The sequence below is a fragment of the Spirulina sp. CCNP1310 genome, from assembly GCF_034932185.1.
Taxonomy (GTDB): domain Bacteria; phylum Cyanobacteriota; class Cyanobacteriia; order Cyanobacteriales; family Spirulinaceae; genus Spirulina.
On record NZ_JAYGHW010000090.1, the window covers coordinates 1 to 24,100 of the forward strand.

The window sequence follows — 24,100 nt, forward strand, 5'->3', positions numbered from 1 at the left end:
ACAGCCCCCGAACCCGTCACGATCCGGATCCGTGCCGTGGGCGATATTGTCCCCGGCACCAACTACCCCAACAACCACCTCCACCCCAACCCCAGAGAACTTTTTGCCGCCGTCCAACCCTTTTTAGAAGGGGGAGACATCTTATTTGGCAACTTTGAAAGCACCATGACGCGCAGTAATGCCGCTGCCAAAGATGTTCGTCGCCCCAATGTTTTCGCCTTCCGGAATCCCCCCGAATATGCCCCACTGTTGGCCCAAATGGGGTTTGATGTTTTGAGTGTGGCTAATAACCACGCCTATGATTTTGGTCAGCAAGGCTTTATCGATACCGTTGCCAATATTGAAGCAGCGGGAATGACCGCAGTGGGGGTGAAAGACAAGGTAGCCTATACAGAAGTGAAAGGGGTTCGCATTGGTTGGATCGGCTTTAGCACCAGCCCTAACCAAAACTCGATCCTTGCCCTCGGCAGTGCGGCCTCTTTAGTGCGGCAAGCGGAAGCCAATGCAGATATTGTCGTTGTCTCCTTCCACGGTGGCGCAGAAGGAACCGGAGCCGCCCACACCCGCAACCAAACCGAATATTTCTTTGGGGAAAACCGAGGTAATCTCGTCGCCTTTTCCCGACAAATGGTAGCGGCGGGGGCGGATTTAGTTCTGGGCCATGGCCCCCATATTCCCCGCGCCATGGAACTCTATCAAGGCCGATTAATTGCCTATTCTTTAGGGAACTTTGTCGGCTATCGTACCCTTTCCACCCAAGGCGCGTTAGCCTATTCCCTGGTATTAGAGGCAGAATTGGATGATCAGGGTAATTTCCAGCGGGGCCAAATTTACCCCGTCTTGATTGCGCGGGGCGGCATTCCCCAACGCTCTACCCGCAGTGAAAGTATTGCCCTGATCCGCCGTTTAACCGCCAGCGATTTTCCCCAAACGCCGTTGGTGATTACGCTTGATGGCCGGTTGCAAAGGCCGCAATAGGAGAGAAGAGAGAGTAGGGAGTAGGAAGAAATAATTCCCCCACTTCCCGCTTTAACCCACCTCTAGACCAACAGCTTGCTCTTGCCCTTGGTTATGGCCGCTGACGGCAAAAAATGCTTCTTTGGCGGCGGCTTGCTCTGCTGCTTTTTTAGAAGGCCCCTTGCCTGCGCCTAAGCGATCTTCGTTGAGCCACACTTCGGCATAAAATCGCTCTTGGCGAGGAGCCGGGGCGGGGGTTTCCTCTACACGATATTGAGGCAGTTTTTTGTATTTTCCTTGAGTCCATTCTTGGAGCGCATCTTTATAGTTGTAAAAGGCGGGATCAGCGCGAACATCCACCGATCGCTCCCGTAAAATGGGGTCAAACCAAAAGCGAATCAGGCTCATATCCATTGTGCTGCGGTAAAATGCCCCGAGGACGGCCTCAAACACATCCGCAAGGCGGATCTGTTGCCCCCCGCGCCCGGAGGCGAAACGGTTACTACTGGTGAGGAGGTAGCGCTCAAGGCCGTATTCTGCCCCTAATTCTGCTAAAACGCGATCGCTCACCAACACCGATCGCACCGCCGCAAACTCCCCTACTGGCGCATCGGGGTAAGTTTCCAACAAAACATCTGATGCAATCAAACGGACTACTGCATCGCCCACAAACTCCAACTGTTCATAGTTGGCATGACGGTCAATGCTGGGATGAGTCAGAGCGAGGTTAAGTAATTGCAAGTCCACCGGAGCATTCGCCGCTAGCCCAAAGCGTTCCATCAGTGTGCGGAGTTGTTTTTCGCGGCGGGGGTCGATCAGCATCGGCATAGGGAGAGTGGGGAAGAAGGCTGATCCTCTATCCTACCAAACTTTTTCAGGATTGGTAGATGGAAATCCCGTTTCCCTTTAAGATGAGAAAGCTGTCATTCCTTCCTCATTTTCCGCCCCGGCATGGATATTCAAACCTTTTTAACGCAATGTGCAGGTCAGTGGTTTGCCCAACGCACCACCTATCAATTGATTGCCAATCAATCGGAAAGTAATAAATCAGAATTGATAATTGAAGGGTTGGCTCCCGATGCCGCTCCGGTGCTAACCCTTTGCGCGGAGGGGAACATTGCTCCGGATCAGGTTTGGGGCGGCTTGGCGATTCATTGGGATAATCATGTGGATTGGGGACAAACACCCCAAAAAGGCGGCACGGTGCTGGCCTTAGCCGCCCCAACGCCCCACGCGCCCCAAGGTCAATTATTGCGAGCCGGTTTAGGGGTGGGAACCTATACCCTAGCAGCGGATGAGTCTTTGGTGCTTACTGTAACCCAGGGGGACACTACCTATGAGGAACGGATTTGGTTTGCCAGTGAAAATCTACGGTTTCGGACGTTGACCGTGGCCCAAGGGGAAACCGTAGCCCAGACGGCGTTTTATTCTGAAATTCGACGGATGCAAGATTAACGATGGAGCGATTAGTCGTAGCAACGGGGAATCCGGGGAAAATTCCCGAAATGGCGGTGTATTTCGAGGGGATGGCCCTTGAGTTAGCTTTGAAGCCGCCGGAGTTGGAGATTGAGGAAACCGGCACAACATTTCTCGAAAATGCTGAACTGAAGGCGGCCCAGGTGGCGATCGCCCTCAAGGATTGGGCCATTGCTGATGATTCTGGGTTAACGGTGGCAGCCTTGGGGGGCGCACCGGGGATTTATTCCGCCCGCTATGGGGCCAATGATGGCGATCGCATCGCCCGCCTATTGCAGGAATTGGGAGAAAATCCCCACCGGGAGGCAGCGTTTATCTGTGCCTTAGCGGTCGCCCGTCCCGACGGCTCCATTGCCCGCACCGCAGAAGGTTACTGTCCGGGGGAAATCCTCACGGCTCCCCAAGGAACCGGAGGTTTTGGCTATGACCCCATTTTCTATGTCCCGGAAATCGGGCTAACCTTTGCCGAAATGGCCCCAGCCCAAAAAGATGCCATCAGCCATCGGGGCCGCGCCTTTGCCCAATTATTAACAGATTGGCCACCGACATAGAGGGCGAAAAATTTTTGTGCCTCCGGCAGGCTTACGCCAACGCCCCTACAGGCATTTCCTCCTACTCCCTACTCCCCACGCGCCACACCCCGATAAAACACCTCCAACCCCCGTACACAATCGGGATCATCATATAAGCTCCCACGTTTTGCCTTTAACTCTTGCTTTATTGCCTGCCGCCATTGGGAATCATGGCCCAAACGAATCGCAATGTCCACATATTCTTGAGGATTGGCGGCAATGGTTGCGGTCATATCAATCATTTTTAAAAAACTATCGGTGTGACGACCGCGCATAAATTCCCCTGGACAGGTGACGATGGGAATCCCACAGGCGATCGCCTCTAACCCCGTATTGCCCCCCGACCAATCAAAGGTATCTAAATAAACATCACAACCTTGATGAAGGGCTAAATAATCGAGGCGATCGCCCACCCGCAGAAACTGACAAAATTGCCTAATTTCTAAACCTTCCCGCGCAAAAGCCCTAATCAATCGTTGCCGAATTAATTCCCCCCGCAAGAATAAAAACTGGGCTTGGGGAACAGCGCGGGCGATGGCGGGAAATATCCAATCATATTGGGGCAAATATTTAAACGGAGCCTGGCCACAGAGGTATAAAACGGTATTAGAAGGCATTGATTGGATAACCCTCACCCTAAATCCCTCTCCCAAGGAGGGAGAGGGACTTTGATCTTCCTCCCCCTCTCCCCTTCTGGGAGAGGGGGCTGGGGGGTGAGGGTCTAAATCTGGAATGACCGGCCGTGGATAAGCCACGCCAATATTGGGTAACTGAATTAACTGCTCCCGATAGTGATCTTGAGCATTTTCCCCCTCCATCAATATACTGGATAAAAAATAATCAATGGTGGGTAAACCCGTCGTTACTGGATGCCCCCAAGCCACAGCTTGCACCGGAGCTAAACGCATCGCCCCTAAAACCAATGTGGGGCCATCCATGCCAATTTCTGGAAAAACTAAAATATCTAATTGATCAGCATAAATTTGCGCTGCTGCATCGATCCAATTGCCGTTAAAAATATGCCAATGATCACAACAAGCTTGGCAAGTTTTCGCCATGTCATCCTCACCATGACCTAGATCATAACCATAAATTTCAAACTGACGATGATCCTGTTGCTGAAGCCAACCCTTAAGCCAGAGTGTGCCGCTGTAGGCATAGAAATAGGCGGAAACATAGCCAACCTTGATCCGAGATGTACTCCCATGAGAATACAACGGTTGCACCCATTGAGGAAAATTGGCCGCCACAATGCTATGCACTAAATCTCCATATTGGGTCTGAAGCTCTCGCCCATTTATCCCTTGATAGGCCAGATAAAAAGGCGTGACCCGACTCATTCCCCCTAGCGCTTCTTGGCATTGTTCCGCCGTTGCTAAAACCGTCTCAGCAATCAGTTGTTTTAAACCCTGTTGATACCGTTGATGATGGTGAGTAATTTCTTCCTCATTGTCATAAAGCATTGGAACAAGGAGATGTTTCAGTATGCGAAACGTGTAATCATGGGGCAAAACTTGAGCCGCTTGCTCTGCCCAATTTTTAGCTTCAGTAAATCGATGATCATGGAGAGCATCAAAGACTAAATCAAACCAAAATCGGGGGTCTTCTGGATAAGCTTGTACTGCTAATTGCAAGTAATACCGTCGGGAATGGGGCCGCCCTAACTGGAAATAGCCCTGCACCATGCGCTGATAAATTTCCACTTCTGGTATTTCTTGATCAATCACCCATTGATATTGCTGAATCATCGCCACGGTATTTCCCAATTGGTGATGTTTATTGCCCAAAATTTGCCAGATCATGACTGGGGTTAAGGGCGCAAATTGCTCAATCGTCAGGGGGGCTAAGGGGATAGGGGGCGTGAAGGGGGCAGTGTGGGGAAAATCTAGCAATGCATGGATCTGTTGCCATTGATTATCGGTTAATTGATCCACCAATTCAATGGTAATGATATCGGTAATCGTCACATCCTGCTCTAAGGCAAGATTGACAACAACCGTCGAGAGTAACATCATGGCGATTTGCATCCATGCATCGGGGGTGAAAATCCACAGATGCACATGATCCCGTTTGGGATCCCTGGCTAAGGTCAGGCAAATCGCCGCCAGATCTGCTGCTAGGGTTTCGGGATCGCCCTGCCAATCGGGAACCAGGAGGAGGTTAATCGCGGCAGGGAGAGGCAGAAAGGGCGGCGGGGCATGGGGCAGGGTGAGGGGGGGGAGGTTTTCTCGAAATTGGGTCATGGCGGCGATTAAACCCGCCGCATTCTCCGGCTCTCGCCAAACTAGATCAAACTGGCTTGTCCATGGGGCTGTACTGGTTCCGAGATAAACGGTGAGGTAGGGGCGATCGCTAAAAAACAAATGGGCTGGCCGTGGCTCCAAACTATCCCCCAGCCAAATCACGCCATCGCAATCATCCGCCGTCACGGGCGGTAATTCGCAACCATCCGCCGCGATCCCATAACAATCCACCCCTAAATCCCGCAATCCCTCCACCAACTCCCATCCAAAGTTTCCCTTTGCCAACGGGGTTAGGGAGGATGCCCACCAAAAAATCCGCTGCGGCCTCATAATTCAACCCCCTTTAAGCTCTGCAATGGGGTAGCGGCGATCGCCTCTCCATCCTCCACCGCTAACAGAATCCGCCCAGTCATTTGGGGTAACAAAACTTGCCATTGTAAGGGATGTAAAGGCGGAATCACCGCCACATTAATTTTTTCCTCTAAATCCACCCCTTCCATCATTAAATTAAGGGCAATTCCTGCCAAAAATGCCGTAATATCTTCAGCGCTCAAAGTCGCACTATAAAATAGTAATGTCATCGGCTGATTTTGACTGGCTAACTCACTCAGCACTGCACTTAAACGTTCACTCAAAACCGCCTCATCCTGCTCCCAATCTGGAACTAAAATATAGGTGATGGGTTGCAAATCTCCTACGGGTAAGCTGGCAGTGATTAATGCTTTTTGCACCGTTGCCGCCATTTTTTCCCAGGAAAAGTTCTGAGCCTGTTGGAGTCCCATTAAGCGCAGGGATTGACGCAAGCGCGGATTTTGCACCTCACAAAGCGCGGCAACCATCGCCGCTTCATCATCAGGATGAACATAAATAGCGGCTTCCCCTGCTACTTCGGGAATCGATGCGTTGGGGGTGGTAATTACGGGACAACCACAGGCTAGGGCTTCTAAAACCGGCAGGCCAAACCCTTCATAACGGGAGGGATAAACGAGGGCGATCGCCCCCCCCATGGCGAGGCGTAAATCCTCATCACTTAATTGTAAGGTGTGGATTGTTGTGCCGGGAACGAGCGACCTTAAACCCGCTTCTAAAAACCCTTGATTCCCGGTGCAAATTAAATCAAACCCCAACCGGCTGGGTAATTGGCTAAAAGCCCGGAAAAATAACTGGGCATTTTTATATCCCGTCCCTGGCCCACAGAGGAGGAAATAGGGGCGATGAATGCCGTATTTTTGACGAAACTGCTCTAATTCCGGAGCCGTAGCGGGGGAGAAAATCGGGTCAACGCCACAATGGGCTACAGTCCGGGGTTTTGTGGCTGTATCGGGGAAACATTGCACCAAATCATTTAAGGTATTTTCAGAAATGCCGATAAAGGCCTGAGCTTGGGCAATGCCGTGGTGTTTATCCTGCCACATCGGTTCATTAAAATCTGCCCCTAACATTTCTGGGATCATGTCATAGGCCATGAACACCGAAGGCGTATGCATCGGGGTGGTGTAGTAAGTGGAGATGAATAAAGATGCACCGACTTGATCGCAAATCTCCTGCAACATGGCCCGGTCTTGCTCCCAATTTTGATAATCATGGAGGGGGATTAGTTGGGATTGAATGCCGCTTATTTGGGGAGCAGTTCCCCCTCGATCTAACAGTAAAATCGACTGAGCAAAGCCACTTTTCACCCAAGCAGTGAGGAGCGATCGCCACACCCGCGCAATCCCCGTCTGATAATATTGAAAAAAGATACCATCTATCACTAAAAACGGAGCTTCCGGTTCAACAATAGGATCTTGAAAGTCTACGGGCGGAACAGTTTGGCGAGGGGAGGGGGCAACTTTCTTTAAAAAGCCATTACTGCACCAGGTTAGGTTATAGCCAAAGAAATCACAAAAATGGTGATCAATTTCATAGTGATCATTTTCTTTTAGAAACTGTTTCAAAGCACGATGGGGGCCACTGTTGTAGCTAGGATCGGCAACGAGGTCGGAAATAATCCCATCTTCAATGACAATATATTCCTCTGGTTCGAGGTATTGATCAAAGAAATTCAAAACCGCATAACTGGTTTCATAGACATGATCTGCATCCTCAATCACTAAAAGTGGCCGGGGTAAATTGGCAAAAAATTCAGGAGAAAAAGATGCTGCCAATTGTCGGCCGTTCCCTTCTAAAAAAGTAACTCTGGGGTGCTGATATTGAGTAACCTTAACGATATCCACCGAATAGATATGCCCATCAATGCCAAAGTTATCCAACAAATCCCCAAACCATACTGCACTCCCCCCATCCTTAGAGCCAATTTCAATGATTGTGCGTGGTTTGATCTGCCAAAGTAAACGGGGATAAAGGGCAAAATCAAAGGGATTTTTGATCATCGGGATGTCCCGATAGGCATAGTTGTGAGAGGCGGTTTGAATGGAGTGAAGGATCGTGGAAGGGAGAGCGGTATACCAAGGCCGTTGCCGCGTTGGCAGGGGGCGAAATTCTAACATTTCCCCCAGCATTCCCTGTAAATTAGCCACTTGAAGTTGGGCCTCGGTGCTTTGGGGGTAACGTTCTAATTCGATTTGTGCTGCGGCTAGGGCTTCCCGGTGGCGGGCGAGGAGGCAGAGACAGACAGATCGGGAGAGGTGTAGCCCCGGCAGGTTCACGCCTTGGGCATCCCAAGCGTCAAGCTGTTGGAACATCTCTAACACCTGGCCAACGCTGTTTTGCTCTGTGAGATCTTGGGAGGGGGTGGCCATGATGCCCCGAATCTGATCCATAATCTGGCTCAATTGCGTTGAGATCGCTCCCGTAGTGGGGGCAATTTTGGGGTTGGTTTGCCCACTGACGCGGTAGCCTTGGAGGTGTTCAGGCAGGAGCCAATCAATGGCGGGATCGGGTTGATGTTCTATGGGTTGGACATTGCCCCGCCAGGCAATGCCCATGATTTGCATGGTTTGATAAATCAGCGTTTGCCAACCGCGATTGCGCAAATAATGTAACCCCTCTGCCACCGCTGGGGAGGCGAGATCATGGAAGACAACCAGCGCATCGGGTTCAGCAAAGGGTTCACAGGCGATCGCATCCTTGCGCGGCCCCGGTGCTTCATGATCCCCATCGATGAAGAGTAACGACCAACGGCGTTGTTCCCGTTGGGCCAGTTCCTCCACCGCTTGGGGGCTAAAACCAGGGATTAAATTCACCCGATCTAAAACCCCTGCCGCCGCTAAGGATTGGGACACCGAACCCATGCCAGCGGGTTCGGCCAAAATCGGATCAATCACATCCAACTCCACCCCCGCCAGGGCCAAATGACAGGCCGACCACCCCATCCAACAGCCAATTTCTAAGGCCCGTTTCCCAGCAAATTGCAGTGCTAAATTGTAAAGAATATGGGCTTCATCCCGGCTCAAAAAACCAATGGTTGGCTGACGGCCATCCACATACCAATGATGGGGAATTTCCCGCCGTAAATAGGGCCAATTACAGGTTTTTGAATCACCGATGATCATATTCGGAAAAGCGGCATCGGGATGGACGGGGTTTAAACCTGGTGAAACGTAATCGTGGGGGGTTTTGAGGGTTTGGTGAATCACGGCGAGAGTCTCCTGTAACATTCGGGCTTCGGTGAAATGGGCGGCGGCACGGGCTTGACAGGCTTGGCCAATTTCAGCCCGAAGCGTGAGGTTTTCCGCCCAAGCGATTAAGGTTTGCACCAAATCGGTAACAGTTTGGGCGGGATTTTGTTTAGGATCGGCTAATAGTTTTCCCGTATCTCCCAATTGTTCAGGAATACCACTCACCGCCGTTGCCACCACCGGCAACCCCTTAGCCATCGCTTCCATCACCCCAATGGGCATTCCTTCCAATTGCGAGGGAAAGACAAAAATATCAGCGGCATTGAGCCAATCCGCCACGCTTGAGGAGGAGTGAGGAGTGAGGAGTGAGGAGTGAGATAACGCTTTTCTCGCTCCTCTTGCCTCATTTCTCTCTACCGCCGGGATTTGCCCTAAAAACTTAACCCGATTGCTCACCCCTAATTTTGCTAAAGCTGCTTTTAAATCTAGCTCTAATTAGGGTTCAAAAAAGCTCCCCCCAGCCCAGACAAAATAGAGGTTTTCCCAAAGGGGATGGGTACAGAGTTGACGGATCGCTTCGAGTTGGAATTGATAACCTTTGCGGGTTTCAATGCGGGCGGCGGTGAAGCAAACTACGGCATTTTCAGGAATATTTTGCTCGGCCCGGAGATGACGGCGCATCTCTGTATTGATGGGCGTAAAATATTGCGGCGGCCTGCCATAGTGGATCACCTGGCCGCGACCAGGGGCAAGGCGAAAATATTGCCGCAATAGTTGCAAATTATCCTGAGAAACAGCGATCACCCCTTGGGCGTGGGTGTAGTGGTAGCCCAATGCATCGAGATAGGCGGCGTTGGCGGCGGCCAAATGGGGTTCTACTAACCCCTCAATGATTAGGTAGGGAATGTTTTGCTCAAGGGCGATCGCCTTCAATGTGAAGTTGGCAAAGGGGTTGGTATTGCTACAGAGAATTAAATCGGGTTTGTTGATCCTTAACCATTGCCGCAACCCCTCCACATCTTGATCATTGAGCAGCGCCCTTTCCACTTCAGGATAGCGATCGCCGATCAAATCCCCATCCAACGGCTCCCCATACTGGCCATAGGTGACATAAAATCCGGCTTGGAGCAATCCCCCCAAAATCGCATGATTATATTGCGCCACCCCCCCCACACCGGGGTCAGGGCTGGCAAGGAGAATTCGCGGCGAGACACTACTCATCAGGGGTTTCCACTGTACCGTTTTCTAAAGCCGCCCTCAGGGTATTGAGTTGATCCTTTAACTCCTGATCATTGGGGTTGAGTTCGATCAACTGTTCAAAGGGAGCGATCGCCCCTGCATAGTCTTCCGTTTGAATATAGATAGCGGCGATCCCTTTGAGATATTCCTGATTGTCTGGTTGCATAGCGCTCAACTGTTCCAGAGGCCCAAGGGCCTCCTTAAGTTTGCCCAATTCGATCCGGGTCTGCACCAACCCCTCCAAAGCAACAGGATTTTCCGGCTCCCGCTCCAGCACCGCCGCATAGCCCGCCTCTTGGGACTCTAGATAAGTCTTTTCGGCATCTTCCGCTGGGGCTGCTTCCTCCGCCGGAGCCGAAGAGGACGAGGGGAGACTGGTCATCACCGAAATACCCATCACCACTGTCCCCCCCAGGAAAGCCACCCCAGAGAGGATAATTAACACTCGTTGCACAATGCTGCGATCTTGACTCATAGGTTTGGGGAAAAAACACCGGGCAACCCTAGGGTTAGGTTACCCCAGTTTTTATCTTAAGCGATCGCCCCAACCCCGGTCGATGAGCCTACCACCATAAAATAGTGATGCAACCCCAACCCCATGGCAAAACCCCAGAGGCTCACCACCCCAATCACCGCAAAAGCCGGCCATTCCCCATAATCCAACCGCTGCAACTCAATGCGCGTTAACGCCCCCGCCGCCAGCAGCACCAACACCCGCGTAAAGTAAGCAAACCAAGTCCCCGCCACCACCACTGCAAAGGCCAAGATAATCACCGAGATAAATGCCCGCGAATCGGAACGGAGCACCCCCACCATCACCCGGCGCACCATACTACTGGGAGCCGTAAACACCAAGGCCACCAAGATAATGCAGCAGGCCGCCAAAGCCCAAAACAACAACCGCGATGTGGTGCTGGCAAAATTCCAGCCAAACACCGCGTAGATCAACCACAGGAGAATCAGGGAAAGGATCGGCAGGCGCATTGTTGATGAGGTGGGCGATGCCCACCCTAGGGAATAACTGGATTTTTGAGGAGGGTAGGCAATGCCCACTCAGGAGTTTAGCCTTCAGAAGTTGTGGCAGCCAGTTGGAACCCCATGGCTTTCTTTTTCATGGTTTGGAAGATATTGTAAAAACCATTAGCCCGGGAAGGGGTGAGGCTGACATTCAACCCCATGGTTTCAATAAAATCTGGCTCAACGGCGAGAATTTCCGCTGGGGTGAGTTCGTTCAGCCCCTCAATGAGCAATGCCACCAACCCCTTCACCAGTTGGGCATCGGAATCACCCTGATAGGTGACTTTTTCGCCATCAAAATCAGCGGTGATATAGACCTGGGAAACACAGCCATGGACGCGGTTTTCTGGGGTTTTAGCAGCCTCATCCATGGCATCCAGTTTATTGGCATACCAAAGCAACTGTTGATAGCGTTGTTTCGGGTCAGGGCGACGTTGGAACCGTTGGACAATTTTTTCTAAAGCGGGGGGGAGGGAAGCAGCCATGGGCAACCAAAGAGAGTCAACGGTTCTGATTCTAGCAATCCCTAGTCTTGGGGCGCGGCATTTTTCGGGAGGGGGCGGTTTTTAACCGGGGTGTAGAATTTGAACTGATTGAGGGCGGCGGCGGCGGTTTGGACGACGGCGGGATCTTGATCCTTGAGGCTTTGGGTTAACCAAGGAATGACGCGATCGCTCTTCACCTGGCTTAAGCCCAATAATGCCGTTTGCCGCACCTGGGAATCTGGATCTTGACTCAGGCAACCGAGGTGATTGAGCCAAGGTTCTGAGCCAGCCCGGTGGGGAGCAGCGGCGGCTAGTTCCCCTAAATAGGTGGCGACGGCGATCCGCTCTTGGGGATCCGGTTGGGCGAGGGCAGCGTTGAGATCCCCAGGGGCAAAGGTTGCTGGCGCAGGGGATGGGGTTTGGATGGGCAGGGGGGTGGGTTGAATGGGGGGAGAGGCCAGAGCGATCGCCTCCACCGGGAGGGATGCCATGGGCGTGGGTTGTTGATCAATGGGGGCAGTGATCACGGGTTGAAAAGCGTCGAGGGCCTTCTGGTGGCGACTTTCGAGGGCGGCTAAGGCGGTTTGATGTTCCCGTTGGAGTTGGGCGATCGCCCCTTGATGTTCTTGGCTTAATGCGTTTAACTCACTGGCAAGATGGGATTGCTGGCCCGCCTTCACCGATTCCACAGCGGTTTTGATTTGCAATTCATAATCCTGGGCCATGGTTTGCCGGAGGCTGTTCAGTTCCTGGCGATGGAGGTTTTCTAGCCGCTCTAACCCCGTCCGATTCCGCCATGTATAAACAACCGCTGTCGCCGCAACACCAAACACTAAACCACCAATAAATTCCATAGCAACTTAACCGGGCAAGATCACCCTACATCCTAAGCGAAAACCTTCAAAATTTAACCCGCTCCTCACCAAGATCTTCAAGCTTTTATCATACTTGCCCCACTGATAACCACAGCAGGAGCAGATCTGAGAGGTGGGTTCCCATTGGCTGATCACCCTCACCTCTCGGTCTTGGATCAGGTTTGCCTTGGCTTCACACATCGCTTTCAGCAGAGCCAGGGCATCGTTCCACACCACAGGACAACATTTGAACAGCTTGGCTAACTCGGTTTGCTGACCTAGGGTGAGATAGATTCTGTACTGATATCGACTTTTCATGGTGCTAGGATACCAAAGATAGAGAGGATTGGAGCGATAGACTCCAGCAAAAAAGCCGCCCTAGAAGGCTTGCCCTGAGCCTGCCGAAGGGGCGTAGCTCTCAGACCCATTAGTTTTGGTGAATGCGGTTGAGTTTGCCATTTTCCGACGTGATGCGGATGCCGCCCCAATGGAGTTTTTCCCGGAGCGTTTTATAAAAGGAATGGTTCGGTCGGAGGATGATAAACTTCGCTTGACATTCCGCCATGCGGATACTGATCCGTTGCCCCGGCCACAATTGTGAGGCCAGCACCCCATCACTCCATAATTTTGTGTATAACTCCACATCCCCCAAGGGCCAGACATTAATCACTGAGCCGGGAGGAACCACAATGGGCCGCGTGGACAAACTGAGGGGACAAATAGGAGTAATGGCGATCGCATCCATCCCCGAATGCAAAATTGGCCCATTAGCCGAAGCATTGTAACAAGTTGATCCCGTTGGTGTCGCAATAATCAACCCATCCCCATGGTACTGATCCACCACCTCACTATCAATTTCCATTTCTAAAATGGACGTGGGCATTCGATCAATACTGGCGGGCTTAATACAAATTTCATTAAGGGCGAGAAAATGCTCACTAGCCCGTTGAGGATTAAGGCGATCGCCCTCCACCAAATAAGCCTGTAACATCATCCGCCGCTGTACTGCATAGCGATCATTGAGCAACCGCTTCCACACCACTTCCGAATCCTGAAAAATCTCAAACGGCTCCGTTAAAAACCCCAAATGCCCCCCCACATTCACCGCTAAAATCGGCGTACCCACCGGAGCCAAATGACGAGCCGCCGCCAACGTCGTCCCATCCCCCCCCAACACAATCCCCAGATCAATCCCCCCATTAATCGAAGCCAAAAACACCGGATAAGGATTATCCTTCGGCCCACTAGGGCCAACCAACACATAACAGCCCAACTGTTCCAATTGCCGAGCACAGATCTCTGCCCATTCTTTACTCAAGGCATGGCCCGCTTTATAAATGATGATGACTTGTTTTAATTGCATAGGGAATGGGGAGTAGGGAGTAGGCAGTAGGAAGAAAAGAGCAATGAGGAAAGAGGAAAGAGCAATGAGGGAGAGTAGGGAAATGATCCTCACTCCTCACTCTCTACTTCCCACTTCCTACTTAAAAAGAAAGCTTCAACGTTTGAATACTTTGCTGAAACTGCGGCAACCGTTGCTCAAATTCACTGACTGGGGTAGCGTAGGTGACGATCCAAAAGGTATCTGCTGCTTGAATGAGATAAAACAATTGTTTAACCTTCACGTCATTATCAGCGGTAATTACGCCGATAATTTGTCCTGCTGGATACGCGCCGACTTGTAGCAGTCCTTGACTTTCAATCTCGTAGGCTTGGCTTAAATGGCTGCTGGCCGCCCGTACATAGTCTTCAAGGACAACTGGCTCCAGTACGCGCTCGGCGGCAATAGTGACGTTGGTGAGAAAACCGGCGGCAGTATTTTTGCCATCGAAGGCGAGGAGGGCGATCGCCTCTGGATTCTCTTCAATAGCTGCAAATCGTTGGGCATAACTGGGGCTGATCTGATTGAGCTTGGCCTTCAGTTGGGCAAATTCTGTCCCCGGATTGCCGCCGGTATAGTCTGGCGGCAGGGAAAGGCCCACGCCATTCCCCTGGATGGTGATCCATTCAGGATCAGGCAAGGATGCTGATGCTGCGGGTTCAGTTCCCTCGCTGGCTGGGGTGGCATCGGTTAGGGGGAAAGGGGGTAGGGGGGTAGGGCGAGAGGAGGGGCGATCGCTCAAAATCGGTTGATCCCCATCGGGTAACACCACCGCTTGCTCGGTTGCCGTCGCCTCAGTTTCCGTCTCTTCCGACGCTGACTCTGGGCTACAACCAACCATAACGAGCAGGAGCATCCCCATCACAAGGCCCTGCCAACGGAATAACACCATAACTTTCCTTAACCTACGGTTTTTTGTGATTCTAGCGACAATTATCCCCTGCCCGTCCAATTCTGCGCGACTGGGTGATAAGTGAGAGATAATCGAGGGGTTCAGGCTTTCAAATTACGCTATGAAATTTGTCTTGACTCGTTATTGGCCCACTGCTTGCTTGATGGGTTTTGCCTTGGTCGGGTTCAGCACATTGACCGCCACCGCAGCCCCCCGCTGTGGAGCGGAGACCGCTGCCACGGAAACCCAAAAGCAACAATGCTCACGGCCCACCCTCACCACTGGTCAAAACCGCACAGATGTCCTCACTGACCGCGATATTCCCAGCGGGGATGGGGGCTTTTTTCGGGACTATGAAATTGCGGCTCAAGGGGGGGATAACCTGCTGATTGATTTGAAATCCAACGAGTTTGATACTGTTGTTTCGTTGTTGCGTCCCGATGGAACGCTGATGGGGGAAAATGACGATCGCCCCACGGGGGGAACTGATTCACTCCTGTTTATGCCCATTGAAGAAACCGGCACATACATTATTCGGGTACGGGCCTTTGGGGAAACCGGCGGGGGAGAGTTTACGCTCAGAGTATCGCGGTTAGTGGAGGCTTCCGGCGCTAATCCTGCCAGTCGCCCGATGTCTGCCCCCCCCAATCGTCCCATGCCTGCCCCGGCCAGTTTGCCCAATTAGCTTCTTGAATCATGGCGCTCTGCTTAACCTCAGCCCAGGCCCAAGCCCTTTGCACCCATAGCCAGCAAACCTACCCGGAGGAGTGCTGCGGGGTTTTGTTGGGGCAGTGGATCGGGGGGGATGGGATTGTGGTGGAGGTGGTGGCGATGGAAAATGTTTGGGGTCGGGGAGATGTGGGGGATTTGGCGAAGATTGAGGATCGCGATGGGACAGATCGCCGCCGTAATTTTGCCCTCGATCCCCAGGCTTTTTTAGCAATGCAACGCACTGCCCGCGATCGCCATCAGCAGATCATCGGCATCTACCACTCTCACCCCGATCATCCGGCGGTTCCTTCGGAATTTGACCGGGTGATCGCCTGGCCAGAATACCATTACTTGATCCTGGCCATTGAGCAAGGGGAAAGGGTGACGCTCAAAAATTGGCAACTGGATGATCAGGGGGAATTTCAACAGATCCCCCTCCATCTGGCCAATCCTTAAACCAGCGATCGCGCTCCAGGGCATCCCGTTGACGGTGGGTGGGGATTTCTAAGAGGCGAATTCCCGTAGTCGGCAAGGGTGCAATGGCGGTGATCAGCATTGGCCAATCTTCAATGCGTTGATAATCCACGCCATAGGCTGCACAAAGTCGCCCTAAATCTACCCCTTGGGGTGTGGCGAAAAAGTCCGTATAGGGGGGATCAAATTGAGCGATAGGCAAATGCTCAAAAATACCGCCCCCCTGATTATTGATCACAATAATCGTTAAATGCCCCCGGAATTGGGGCGCGAGGAGGAGGCCGTTAATATCATGGAGCAGGGCCAGATCCCCCGTGAGTAACACCGTGGGGCGATGGTGATGGGCAATGCCTAAAGCCGTGGAGACCGTGCCGTCAATGCCGTTAGCCCCCCGATTGCAGTAGGGAATGAAGCGGCGATCGCTCCCTGGCCAAAAGGCCTCCACATCCCGCACCGCCATACTATTGGCAATCACGACTGGGGTTTCGGGGGGGAGATATTGAGCGAGGAGCCAAGGGACTTTGGCGGCGATTAATGGTGTAGTTTGGGCAATGTGTTGATCTAAATGGCGTTGGGCTGCAATGGCGAGGTTATGCCAAGTTTGAGCATATTCAAGATCCCCCGCAAACTGAGCCGGTAACGTGATCGCCTCCACTGTGGTGCGCAAATGGAGCGTGCGGCCTTGGATCGGGTCGAAATTATCCGGGCGGGGATCGATAATCCAGCGGTGGGGTTGGGTCTGATCCAACCATTGGCGCAGGATTTTACTCGTCGGTAATGGCCCCAATTGAATCACAGCTTGGGGGGTGAGGCGGCGGGCGGTTGGGCGATCGCGCAGGATTAGATCATAGGTGCTAATCACCGGCCCGGTGATGTCCTGATGATGGCGCAACGGGGAAAGGCCATCGGCCAGGATGGGATAGCCGAGGGTTTGAGCTAAACGCGCTACGGCCCGACTATAGGCCACCGGATCGGCGGGTTGGGCAAGGCCAGCAATGATCACCCCTTGGGAGGGGAGATCGGCGGGCAAGGTAAGGGTGGGGGCTGGTGGTGGGCGGTAGGCGGTGAGGGAAAAATCGAGATGCCAATGGGGGGCCTGATGGGCCAAATCCGGCTGTAGTAAGGGGGCCAGGGGTTCCCGTAATGGAATATTAAAATGCACCACACCGGGATCGGGAAATTGCGATCGCTCCCATCCATGGAGGGCCATCTGTCGCCAATAGCGCACCACCCCCGGATCGGGTTCGGGAATGGGCAATTCTGTTTGCCAACGGGGATAAGTGCCAAAGAGTTTGAGTTGATCAATGGCTTGGCCGGCGTGGCAATGGCGTAATTCTGGGGGGCGATCGGCAGTGAGGATCAAGAGGGGAATGCCCCGCGCTGTGGCTTCGATCACGGCGGGGTAAAAATTCGCCCCCGCTGTGCCGGAGGTGCAAATTAAGATCACGGGACGGTGCGATGAGTGTGCGATCGCGGAGCGCATCGCCATCCCCAGGGCAAAAAACGCCGCCGATCGCTCATCCAGGCAGGGAATCGCCAATAAATCTGGGTGGGCAGCAGCGGCGATCGCCAACGGCCCAGACCGTGATCCGGGACAAATCACCGCCTCCCGTAACCCCAACTGTACCCAAGTCTGAATCAACAGCGAAGCACAGAGTAGGTTAATGTTGCGATGATCCAGGGGAAACGTCGAGGAATGGAGAGAATCCGCCATGGCCTAATCAGCCGTTGGCTCATCTTCAGCATTGGCCAGCGCCGCCGCACTTTGTTTGATTTGATCGCGGTATTGGGGGGGAGCCAGGGAAAGGGCGAGATCGTAGAGGGTACGAGCATCAATTTTTCGCCCCTGCTCTTGGAAAATATCCGCCTTTGCCCAAATCGGGCGAAAATCCTGGGCATTGTTAGCGATCATCTGGTCATAGACTGCCATTGCTTCCGTCAGCCGTTTTTGCTGCTCATAGACCCGCCCTAGGAGCATCTGCACCGAAGCCACATCAATGCTATTGGGTTGAGCGGCATTGGCTTGGGCTGCGGTTTGGAGCGTGGTTTGGAGCAGGCCAATCGCCCATTCCGGGCGATCGCGCTGAAGTTGGAGCGCCACCATACTTTGCAAGGCTTTAATATAACCGGGATGATCCTTCAGGGCCTGATCATAGGCCTCAAAGGCCGCATCTAAATCCCCAAAATATTGATGGGTTTGCCCCAAAAGCAGGAGATAGTCCGGCTGTTCCGGAGCGAGGAGGGCAAGGCGTTCAAGGGGGGCGATCGCCCCTTGCAAATCCCCCTGCTCAATCCGCACCTCCACCAAACCCCGCAACGCCGTCAGGTTATCCGGTTCCCGCTCCAGCACCAACTCATACCCCCGCGCCTGAGCCACCAAATCACTATCCACCACCGGCACAGCAGTGGGGGATGGAGTCGCCACCGTCGGCCGATTCAATCCTTGGCCATTGCGCAGGGCCGCCCCCACCAGGGGAAACACCGAAGCCCCCACAAAGAGAATCACCACAGCAACAAGAACGACCGAGATCCAAAGACGGCGCGAGTTTGCCTCTTTTTTCACAACTTTTTCCCTTGGCAACACTTTAATCAACTAGGGTAGCGCAATTGGGGAGTGGGAAGTAGGAAGTAGGAAGTGGGAAGTGGGTGCGGAGTAGGGGCGCAACGCTTGCGCCCGAAACGCCTGGGCCCGAAATTGATGGACGTAGGAGCCAAAAGGCGTAGGGGCGTTGGCGTAAGCCTGCCGGAGGCACAAAAATTTTTCGCCCCTCCAGATTCAGAACCCCCATCCCCCGTTCCCCCATTCCCCATCTCCCCCGAAAAGCCATCCCTTGCTATCGTAAGGAATGCAATGCTTTCCCCCTTACCATGGCCGACGCACCCCAACAACCGAAATCTACCCTCAACGAAATTCGGGCCACTCGCCTCGAAAAGGTCGAAGAACTCCAAGCCGCCGGCCTCAACCCCTACGCCTACACCTGGACTTCCACCCACCATGCCGCCGAACTTCAGGCTAAATATGTAGATCTAGCTCCGGAGGCGGAGGTGGAGGATGAAGTGGCGATCGCCGGTCGGATTATGGCGCGGCGCGTGTTTGGCAAATTGGCATTTTTTAGCCTTCAGGATGACAGCGGCACGATTCAGCTTTATTTCGATAAAAAGCAGGTGGATGCTGGGATGGCAGATCTGCCGGGGGCGTTTAATTTGCTGAAAAAATTAACCGATGTTGGGGATATTTTGGGGGTACGGGGTACAATTCGCCGCACCCAAAAGGGGGAACTTTCCGTTAATGTTCACCATTACGAAATGCTGACGAAATCCCTCTTACCCTTGCCGGATAAATGGCACGGTTTAACCGATACCGAAAAGCGCTATCGGCAACGTTATGTGGATTTAATTGTGAATCCCTCAGTGCGGGAAACGTTCCGACGACGGGCGCAAATTACGGCAGCCATTCGGCGCTATTTAGATGAGCAGGGCTTTATTGAAATTGAAACCCCCGTCTTGCAAAGTGAAGCCGGGGGCGCAGAAGCTCGCCCCTTTATCACCTATCACAATACATTGCAGATGGATCTTTATCTGCGCATTGCCACAGAATTACATTTAAAGCGGTTAATTGTGGGAGGATTTGAGAAAGTTTTTGAGTTGGGGCGCATTTTCCGCAATGAAGGCGTTTCCACCCGCCATAACCCTGAATTTACTTCCATTGAAATTTATCAAGCCTATGCCGATTATCACGACATGATGGCGTTAACAGAGCAGTTAATTGTCACCGCTGCCCAAGCCGTATTAGGCACATCAAAACTCAATTATCAAGGGGAAGAAATCGATCTTACACCCCCTTGGCGCAGGGTGACAATGCATGAGGCAGTGCAGGCGGCAACGAGTTTAGATTTTGCCCGGTTTGGGGATTTAGAGGCAGCCATTGCCGCCGCTCAATCCGTGGGCATCACTGTTCCTGAGGGCTGTGGTTCTATTGGGGAATTACTCAATGAAGCCTTTGAGCAGCGGGTAGAAACCACGCTGATTCAACCCACATTTATCCTCGATTACCCCATTGAAATTTCCCCCCTCACCAAACCCCACCGCAGCAAACCGGGGTTAGTGGAGCGGTTTGAATTATTTATTGTCGGGCGGGAAACCGCTAACAGTTTCTCAGAACTCACCGACCCCATTGATCAGCGGCAACGGTTGGAATTGCAGGCGGCGAAAAAGGCAGCGGGGGATGTGGAAGCCCAGGATGTGGATGAGGATTTTATCACCGCTTTAGAATACGGAATGCCCCCCACAGGAGGTTTAGGGATTGGCATCGATCGCCTCGTGATGGTGTTAACCGATGCCGCCAGTATTCGCGATGTGATTGCTTTTCCGTTACTCAAGGATCACAGCACAGCGATTCAAGCCCATGATTATGATCCCGCCACCCAAGTTTTACGGATCACGTTCCAAAATGGCAATATTTACGATTACCATGATGTCCCCCCCCAAATTTACGAAGATTTAAGAAAAAGCGTTTCTGTGGGGCAATTCTTTAATCAAGAAATCCGGGAACAATACGGGTGCGATAAGGTACGCTAGTGCGGATCGCATCGTTTAGGCAATTTTGCCCCCTCACCCCCAATCCCTCTTCCACAAGGGGAGAGGGACTTTCAAGAAAAGAGAAGCATTGTTTTGTGTAGGGGCGTTGGCGTAAGCCTGCCGGAGGCACAAAAATTAAAAATTTTTCGCCCCTCCCTTGCTCCCCTAACGAGATAATTTCACCAAAGCCTCCTGTACTGCGGGAGGCAAACGGCGCATAATTTTGCCATTATCGCGGTCAATAGCCACCAACGTAACCAGGGCAGAAACACACAATTCTTGAGTTTCCAAATTTTGAATTTGATAGGCCCAATCAATGCGCACCCCCTTCATTTCCATCATCCGCGTTTTCACCACCGCCCCCTCACCCATTTTGAGGGAACGATGGTAACGCAGCGACAATTCCACCACCGGCAAATCGCAACCCAACCGCACCAACTCCGTAAAATTAATGCCAATGGATTGTAAACATTCCACCCGCGCCTCCTCCATCCAAGTCACATAGGCCCCATGCCAAACAATACCCCCATAATCCGTATGGTGGGGATGGGCTTTCACCACATATTCAAACCATTTATCTGTCGTGGCATGGAGGGCTTGGTCTTCAACGAGGGCAGTAGTAGGAGGAAGTTGGGCTTGGGATTCCGTCATAACTAGATTAAAAATGAATGTTCGCAATCAAAAAAGACTTATCTAAGATGTTCAATGGGAGATTGGGTTAAACTTTGCAGTTTTTCAGCAACTTCTGTACGATGACATCGTTCTGAATCCATTTCAGCACATAACAATAAAACACTACCTTTTTTAAGCATTTCTGCCACATCTAATAAACTATTTTTAACATCTTGATCTTCTGGAGGAATCCAATGTTTAGATCCTGATGTATTACCAAGAGCTAATTGTGATGAATATTCAATATTATGTAGTTCACAAAATTTTGCAATAGAATCTCCATACCATTTTCGCGACCAAGCACGGGGATTCAATCGTACATCCACCACCGATTTTACTTCAAAAAGCTGTAGATAATGTAAAAAAGAATCATAGTCTTTGCGATTGCCATACCCAAAGGTGACAATTGTGCCAACGGATTGAGATTGTATTACAGGGCCGTCATTATTCCCATTAACACAATTATTCAGTTTTTTTTGAATTGCCAAAAATTTCAACTGAATTTCAAGTTTAACCAAAAGATACTGCAAAAAGATTTTCTGTTGTGAATGAGTAAATTCTTTTTCAATGACTGCCATAATTTTAAAATCCTTAAAATAAATTTAGTTGATTTGCGGTTTGTAGGGGTGGATAAAAAAGTCCAATCGTCATAAATGTTTGGGGACGAGCTTGAAGATTACCCACAATAAAATATAGATCGGTTTTGGCCAACTGCTCTAGCTTTTGTTTAACCTTGCTAGTCGCATCCTTTTCTTTCTCTGCTAAGGTTTTACCATTAGAACTATCTCTACACTTGCGATACAGTTCAGAAATTTCCCAGTCAGGGTTTGCTCTCGTAGTACTTAAGTCTCTGTTTTACCATTCATCAATAGAGTTTACCCATTAAATTATCATTAATTTTTGTGGGAACCGATGGCAAAACCTCCCCAGATGGGGAGGTTTTGGGTTGGGAGGAGGGTCGATCTTATTGCCTAGTGCAGGCGGTGAGGAGGGTTTGCTCCAGTTCCCCCAGTTCACCGAGGGCATGGTAGCCCTTGAGGCTGGTTTGCCGTTGGGCTTCGCCGGCCACGATCACCGTTTCCCCTTGGAGGGCGATCGCATAATCACTGACTTCCTCGGTGTAGGGGTCGGTAATCGCCAGTTGCAGGGCATCGGGGGCGACTGTGCCGGTAAAGCAAGCATATTCCGATTGAATGTAATAGGATGCGCCCTGGACTCGGCCTTGATCAACGGTGAAGACTAAATATTCCTGATTGAATTGATCCCGCTGGGGGGCTTCGCCGTACAAATAGGTGCCATTGGGGAGGGCGATCGCCTCCTGTAATTCCTGCAATTGCTGGGGTTGACTCTGGGCCGCCGTTGCCAGGGCGATATTCCCCAAAAGGGCGATCGCCACTGCAAAAAAAGCTTGCCATTTTGTTTGTTTTGCGGTAAAACCTAACATATTCTCTGCACTCCTCTGATTAAATCCAACCAGCAACCACCACGATCTACCGAGAAAACCCTCAGGTTTTTCCCAGTTCCCTTTTCTTACCCTCAAGGGCAAGACGACGGGTTTCGGATAACACCGTTGTATTGGCCTACTTCTACTGTAACGTCTTGATTTGAAGGGGCGGGGTGGCCTTCGTAAAAATACAGAGATTCCCTCACAAAACTTTAAGATTCAGCCCCAAACGAGCAGGGCTAGGGGGCGATTCTCCAATGGAGAGGCTGTGCCAACGCCCCCATGTGGGGGTGGGGGGCGATCTCGCCCCCTCCCCTCCTCTACTCTCGCCCCCAAATCCCCAACCGCTGCTCATAGGCCACCTTCTGCGCCTCAACGTAGTCCTGACTGCAAAACTCAGAATCCCCAACATTCGCCATGGCCAACTCTGCCGCTACCAATTGCAGGTTTAAGCGTTGGTCATTCACCAAAAACTCAGCCGGTCGTAGCTCTGGCTGGGGTAAGGGTCGGGGCAAGGGGGAAGAACTGGGGGATGGGAAAGATTGTGAACTGACCCTTTTCGCGACGGAGAACCGAAATGGCTGAAATGGTGATTATTTCGTTAAATGGTTCGATGCCTGACGGGGCAAGGGTTTCAACCCTGTTCAAGGGTGCTGTTAGGGCTGGGATCGGGTCAATTTTTGTTGTCCGTCGATCTTCCCCCTTGCAACCCTTGCCCCGCTTGGGCTTAAAATGGAGGGGTCTCCACTCGCTGGAGACCCTAATTGATTGGAAACCAGTTCCGGGTACGCCAACGAGGAATAGTCCCTTGGGTGTCTCCACTCGCTGGAGACCCTAATTGATTGGAAACGCGTTTTAAGCCTTATTTCCAAGGTGTGAATTTCCGTCTCCACTCGCTGGAGACCCTAATTGATTGGAAACCAACATCCAAGCCAGGGCCAGGCGGTGCGGCGGCATCCAAGTCTCCACTCGCTGGAGACCCTAATTGATTGGAAACTATAGTCAAGATCACTGTTATCGTAATAGATGTAAGTCTCCACTCGCTGGAGACCCTAATTGATTGGAAACCCTGTCGGTTCTTTTACTTATAAAGGTCGGGTATATAGTGTCTCCACTCGCTGGAGACCCTAATTGATTGGAAACCAGCCAAGTAAACCAGGTTAGGATCAGCGTGAGTATCCCCGTCTCCACTCGCTGGAGACCCTAATTGATTGGAAACGTGAGGGTACTCAACACCACAGTATCCACATTTCACGTCTCCACTCGCTGGAGACCCTAATTGATTGGAAACACTCACACTTGACGGTATTGGATTGAGATCCGTCACCCGTCTCCACTCGCTGGAGACCCTAATTGATTGGAAACATGCAGCTTAATTCCCCAATCTAAATCGGGAGATGTCTCCACTCGCTGGAGACCCTAATTGATTGGAAACGTTAGTTCCTTTTTTGGGACATTGTACGCTTCAAGGTCTCCACTCGCTGGAGACCCTAATTGATTGGAAACTTTTGATTTGTTAAGATGAACCCCCATAGGAAGGGATGT

The 24,100-nt window shown here is 51.7% G+C and carries 23 protein-coding genes and 1 CRISPR repeat array (1 of these 24 cut by a window edge); of the genes, 6 read left to right on the top strand and 17 right to left on the bottom strand.

Annotation, left to right across the window (positions count from 1 at the left end):
* Positions 1-978, top strand: a 978-nt coding sequence (locus tag VB712_RS14875) for a CapA family protein (RefSeq protein WP_323256069.1), incomplete at its 5' end; no start/stop codon positions are given.
* 51 nt (positions 979-1,029) lie between these two features.
* On the opposite strand, the gene rnc is transcribed toward VB712_RS14875, so the two are convergent.
* A complete protein-coding gene (gene rnc, locus VB712_RS14880) occupies positions 1,030-1,779 on the bottom strand; it encodes a ribonuclease III (RefSeq protein ID WP_416236364.1) in 750 nt (249 codons plus the stop codon).
* A 129-nt stretch (positions 1,780-1,908) separates the two neighbouring features.
* Here rnc and VB712_RS14885 point away from each other — a divergent pair, with 129 nt between their 5' ends.
* Together VB712_RS14885 and rdgB are read left to right on the top strand one after the other, a co-directional pair.
* The gene (locus VB712_RS14885; RefSeq protein ID WP_323256073.1) at positions 1,909-2,412 is read left to right on the top strand and encodes a phycobiliprotein lyase; all 504 of its coding nucleotides are present in this window, start codon (positions 1,909-1,911) and stop codon (positions 2,410-2,412) included.
* A gap of 2 nt (positions 2,413-2,414) precedes the next feature.
* Entirely contained in the window at positions 2,415-2,984 is a 570-nt protein-coding gene (gene rdgB, locus VB712_RS14890) for an RdgB/HAM1 family non-canonical purine NTP pyrophosphatase (RefSeq protein WP_323256075.1), read from the top strand.
* 68 nt (positions 2,985-3,052) lie between these two features.
* Here the strand turns inward: rdgB and VB712_RS14895 are convergent, their stop codons facing one another.
* From VB712_RS14895 to VB712_RS14940, 10 genes are all read right to left on the bottom strand, one after another.
* Positions 3,053-5,533, bottom strand: a complete 2,481-nt coding sequence (locus VB712_RS14895) for a glycosyl transferase family 1 (protein WP_323256077.1) — start codon at positions 5,531-5,533, stop codon at positions 3,053-3,055.
* A 41-nt stretch (positions 5,534-5,574) separates the two neighbouring features.
* On the bottom strand, positions 5,575-9,264 hold the full coding sequence (locus VB712_RS14900; protein WP_323256079.1) for a CmcI family methyltransferase: 3,690 nt from the start codon (positions 9,262-9,264) through the stop codon (positions 5,575-5,577).
* A gap of 39 nt (positions 9,265-9,303) precedes the next feature.
* On the bottom strand, positions 9,304-10,029 hold the full coding sequence (locus VB712_RS14905; RefSeq protein ID WP_323256081.1) for a glycosyltransferase: 726 nt from the start codon (positions 10,027-10,029) through the stop codon (positions 9,304-9,306).
* Entirely contained in the window at positions 10,022-10,522 is a 501-nt protein-coding gene (locus VB712_RS14910; protein ID WP_323256082.1) for a tetratricopeptide repeat protein, read from the bottom strand. The genes VB712_RS14905 and VB712_RS14910 overlap by 8 nt, the downstream gene beginning before the upstream one ends.
* Before the next feature lie 56 nt (positions 10,523-10,578).
* Entirely contained in the window at positions 10,579-11,031 is a 453-nt protein-coding gene (locus VB712_RS14915) for a hypothetical protein (RefSeq protein ID WP_323256084.1), read from the bottom strand.
* 77 nt (positions 11,032-11,108) lie between these two features.
* On the bottom strand, positions 11,109-11,549 hold the full coding sequence (locus VB712_RS14920) for a SufE family protein (RefSeq protein ID WP_323256086.1): 441 nt from the start codon (positions 11,547-11,549) through the stop codon (positions 11,109-11,111).
* 41 nt (positions 11,550-11,590) lie between these two features.
* Positions 11,591-12,403: a HEAT repeat domain-containing protein gene (locus tag VB712_RS14925; protein ID WP_323256088.1), complete on the bottom strand. Its 813-nt coding sequence runs from the start codon at positions 12,401-12,403 to the stop codon at positions 11,591-11,593.
* Between the two features lie 6 nt (positions 12,404-12,409).
* On the bottom strand, positions 12,410-12,721 hold the full coding sequence (locus VB712_RS14930) for a helix-turn-helix domain-containing protein (RefSeq protein ID WP_323256090.1): 312 nt from the start codon (positions 12,719-12,721) through the stop codon (positions 12,410-12,412).
* Positions 12,722-12,830: 109 nt separating this feature from the next.
* Positions 12,831-13,766 (bottom strand): NAD(+) kinase, encoded by a 936-nt coding sequence (locus VB712_RS14935; protein ID WP_323256093.1) that lies wholly within the window; start codon positions 13,764-13,766, stop codon positions 12,831-12,833.
* Positions 13,767-13,887: 121 nt separating this feature from the next.
* The gene (locus VB712_RS14940; RefSeq protein ID WP_323256095.1) at positions 13,888-14,676 is read right to left on the bottom strand and encodes a hypothetical protein; all 789 of its coding nucleotides are present in this window, start codon (positions 14,674-14,676) and stop codon (positions 13,888-13,890) included.
* Positions 14,677-14,797: 121 nt separating this feature from the next.
* Between VB712_RS14940 and VB712_RS14945 the strand changes: the two genes are divergently transcribed.
* Both VB712_RS14945 and VB712_RS14950 read left to right on the top strand, forming a co-directional pair.
* On the top strand, positions 14,798-15,361 hold the full coding sequence (locus tag VB712_RS14945) for a PPC domain-containing protein (protein ID WP_323256097.1): 564 nt from the start codon (positions 14,798-14,800) through the stop codon (positions 15,359-15,361).
* Between the two features lie 11 nt (positions 15,362-15,372).
* Positions 15,373-15,843: a M67 family metallopeptidase gene (locus VB712_RS14950; RefSeq protein WP_323256099.1), complete on the top strand. Its 471-nt coding sequence runs from the start codon at positions 15,373-15,375 to the stop codon at positions 15,841-15,843.
* On the opposite strand, the gene menD is transcribed toward VB712_RS14950, so the two are convergent.
* Together menD and VB712_RS14960 are read right to left on the bottom strand one after the other, a co-directional pair.
* Positions 15,776-17,575: a 2-succinyl-5-enolpyruvyl-6-hydroxy-3-cyclohexene-1-carboxylic-acid synthase gene (gene menD / locus VB712_RS14955; RefSeq protein ID WP_323256101.1), complete on the bottom strand. Its 1,800-nt coding sequence runs from the start codon at positions 17,573-17,575 to the stop codon at positions 15,776-15,778. The genes VB712_RS14950 and menD overlap by 68 nt on opposite strands.
* Before the next feature lie 3 nt (positions 17,576-17,578).
* The gene (locus VB712_RS14960) at positions 17,579-18,424 is read right to left on the bottom strand and encodes a tetratricopeptide repeat protein (protein ID WP_323256103.1); all 846 of its coding nucleotides are present in this window, start codon (positions 18,422-18,424) and stop codon (positions 17,579-17,581) included.
* Positions 18,425-18,729: 305 nt separating this feature from the next.
* On the opposite strand from VB712_RS14960, the gene lysS reads away from it, so the two are divergent.
* A complete protein-coding gene (lysS, locus tag VB712_RS14965; protein WP_323256105.1) occupies positions 18,730-20,439 on the top strand; it encodes a lysine--tRNA ligase in 1,710 nt (569 codons plus the stop codon).
* A 165-nt stretch (positions 20,440-20,604) separates the two neighbouring features.
* On the opposite strand, the gene VB712_RS14970 is transcribed toward lysS, so the two are convergent.
* From VB712_RS14970 to VB712_RS14985, 4 genes are all read right to left on the bottom strand, one after another.
* Complete coding sequence (locus tag VB712_RS14970; protein WP_323256107.1) at positions 20,605-21,090, bottom strand: thioesterase family protein; 486 nt, start codon at positions 21,088-21,090, stop codon at positions 20,605-20,607.
* Between the two features lie 38 nt (positions 21,091-21,128).
* A complete protein-coding gene (locus tag VB712_RS14975) occupies positions 21,129-21,689 on the bottom strand; it encodes a DUF488 domain-containing protein (protein ID WP_323256109.1) in 561 nt (186 codons plus the stop codon).
* A gap of 386 nt (positions 21,690-22,075) precedes the next feature.
* Positions 22,076-22,555: a hypothetical protein gene (locus VB712_RS14980; protein WP_323256110.1), complete on the bottom strand. Its 480-nt coding sequence runs from the start codon at positions 22,553-22,555 to the stop codon at positions 22,076-22,078.
* Positions 22,556-22,875: 320 nt separating this feature from the next.
* Positions 22,876-23,070 (bottom strand): hypothetical protein, encoded by a 195-nt coding sequence (locus VB712_RS14985; protein WP_323256112.1) that lies wholly within the window; start codon positions 23,068-23,070, stop codon positions 22,876-22,878.
* A gap of 225 nt (positions 23,071-23,295) precedes the next feature.
* A CRISPR array of direct repeats spans positions 23,296-24,100; the repeat unit is 36 nt; unit sequence GTCTCCACTCGCTGGAGACCCTAATTGATTGGAAAC; it runs 784 nt beyond the window's last position.

What these genes read in the sequence shown, in the direction of transcription:
- VB712_RS14915 (WP_323256084.1), bottom strand. Translation starts at nt 11,031, where the DNA reads ATGCGCCTGCCGATCCTTTCCCTGATTCTCCTGTGGTTGATCTACGCG.
- VB712_RS14920 (WP_323256086.1), bottom strand. Translation starts at nt 11,549, where the DNA reads ATGGCTGCTTCCCTCCCCCCCGCTTTAGAAAAAATTGTCCAACGGTTC.
- VB712_RS14980 (WP_323256110.1), bottom strand. Translation starts at nt 22,555, where the DNA reads ATGTTAGGTTTTACCGCAAAACAAACAAAATGGCAAGCTTTTTTTGCA.
- VB712_RS14950 (WP_323256099.1), top strand. Translation starts at nt 15,373, where the DNA reads ATGGCGCTCTGCTTAACCTCAGCCCAGGCCCAAGCCCTTTGCACCCAT.
- menD (WP_323256101.1), bottom strand. Translation starts at nt 17,575, where the DNA reads ATGGCGGATTCTCTCCATTCCTCGACGTTTCCCCTGGATCATCGCAAC.
- VB712_RS14975 (WP_323256109.1), bottom strand. Translation starts at nt 21,689, where the DNA reads ATGGCAGTCATTGAAAAAGAATTTACTCATTCACAACAGAAAATCTTT.
- VB712_RS14925 (WP_323256088.1), bottom strand. Translation starts at nt 12,403, where the DNA reads ATGGAATTTATTGGTGGTTTAGTGTTTGGTGTTGCGGCGACAGCGGTT.
- rdgB (WP_323256075.1), top strand. Translation starts at nt 2,415, where the DNA reads ATGGAGCGATTAGTCGTAGCAACGGGGAATCCGGGGAAAATTCCCGAA.
- VB712_RS14905 (WP_323256081.1), bottom strand. Translation starts at nt 10,029, where the DNA reads ATGAGTAGTGTCTCGCCGCGAATTCTCCTTGCCAGCCCTGACCCCGGT.
- VB712_RS14910 (WP_323256082.1), bottom strand. Translation starts at nt 10,522, where the DNA reads ATGAGTCAAGATCGCAGCATTGTGCAACGAGTGTTAATTATCCTCTCT.
- lysS (WP_323256105.1), top strand. Translation starts at nt 18,730, where the DNA reads ATGGCCGACGCACCCCAACAACCGAAATCTACCCTCAACGAAATTCGG.
- VB712_RS14885 (WP_323256073.1), top strand. Translation starts at nt 1,909, where the DNA reads ATGGATATTCAAACCTTTTTAACGCAATGTGCAGGTCAGTGGTTTGCC.
- VB712_RS14935 (WP_323256093.1), bottom strand. Translation starts at nt 13,766, where the DNA reads ATGCAATTAAAACAAGTCATCATCATTTATAAAGCGGGCCATGCCTTG.
- VB712_RS14970 (WP_323256107.1), bottom strand. Translation starts at nt 21,090, where the DNA reads ATGACGGAATCCCAAGCCCAACTTCCTCCTACTACTGCCCTCGTTGAA.
- VB712_RS14945 (WP_323256097.1), top strand. Translation starts at nt 14,798, where the DNA reads ATGAAATTTGTCTTGACTCGTTATTGGCCCACTGCTTGCTTGATGGGT.
- VB712_RS14930 (WP_323256090.1), bottom strand. Translation starts at nt 12,721, where the DNA reads ATGAAAAGTCGATATCAGTACAGAATCTATCTCACCCTAGGTCAGCAA.
- rnc (WP_416236364.1), bottom strand. Translation starts at nt 1,779, where the DNA reads ATGCTGATCGACCCCCGCCGCGAAAAACAACTCCGCACACTGATGGAA.
- VB712_RS14940 (WP_323256095.1), bottom strand. Translation starts at nt 14,676, where the DNA reads ATGGTGTTATTCCGTTGGCAGGGCCTTGTGATGGGGATGCTCCTGCTC.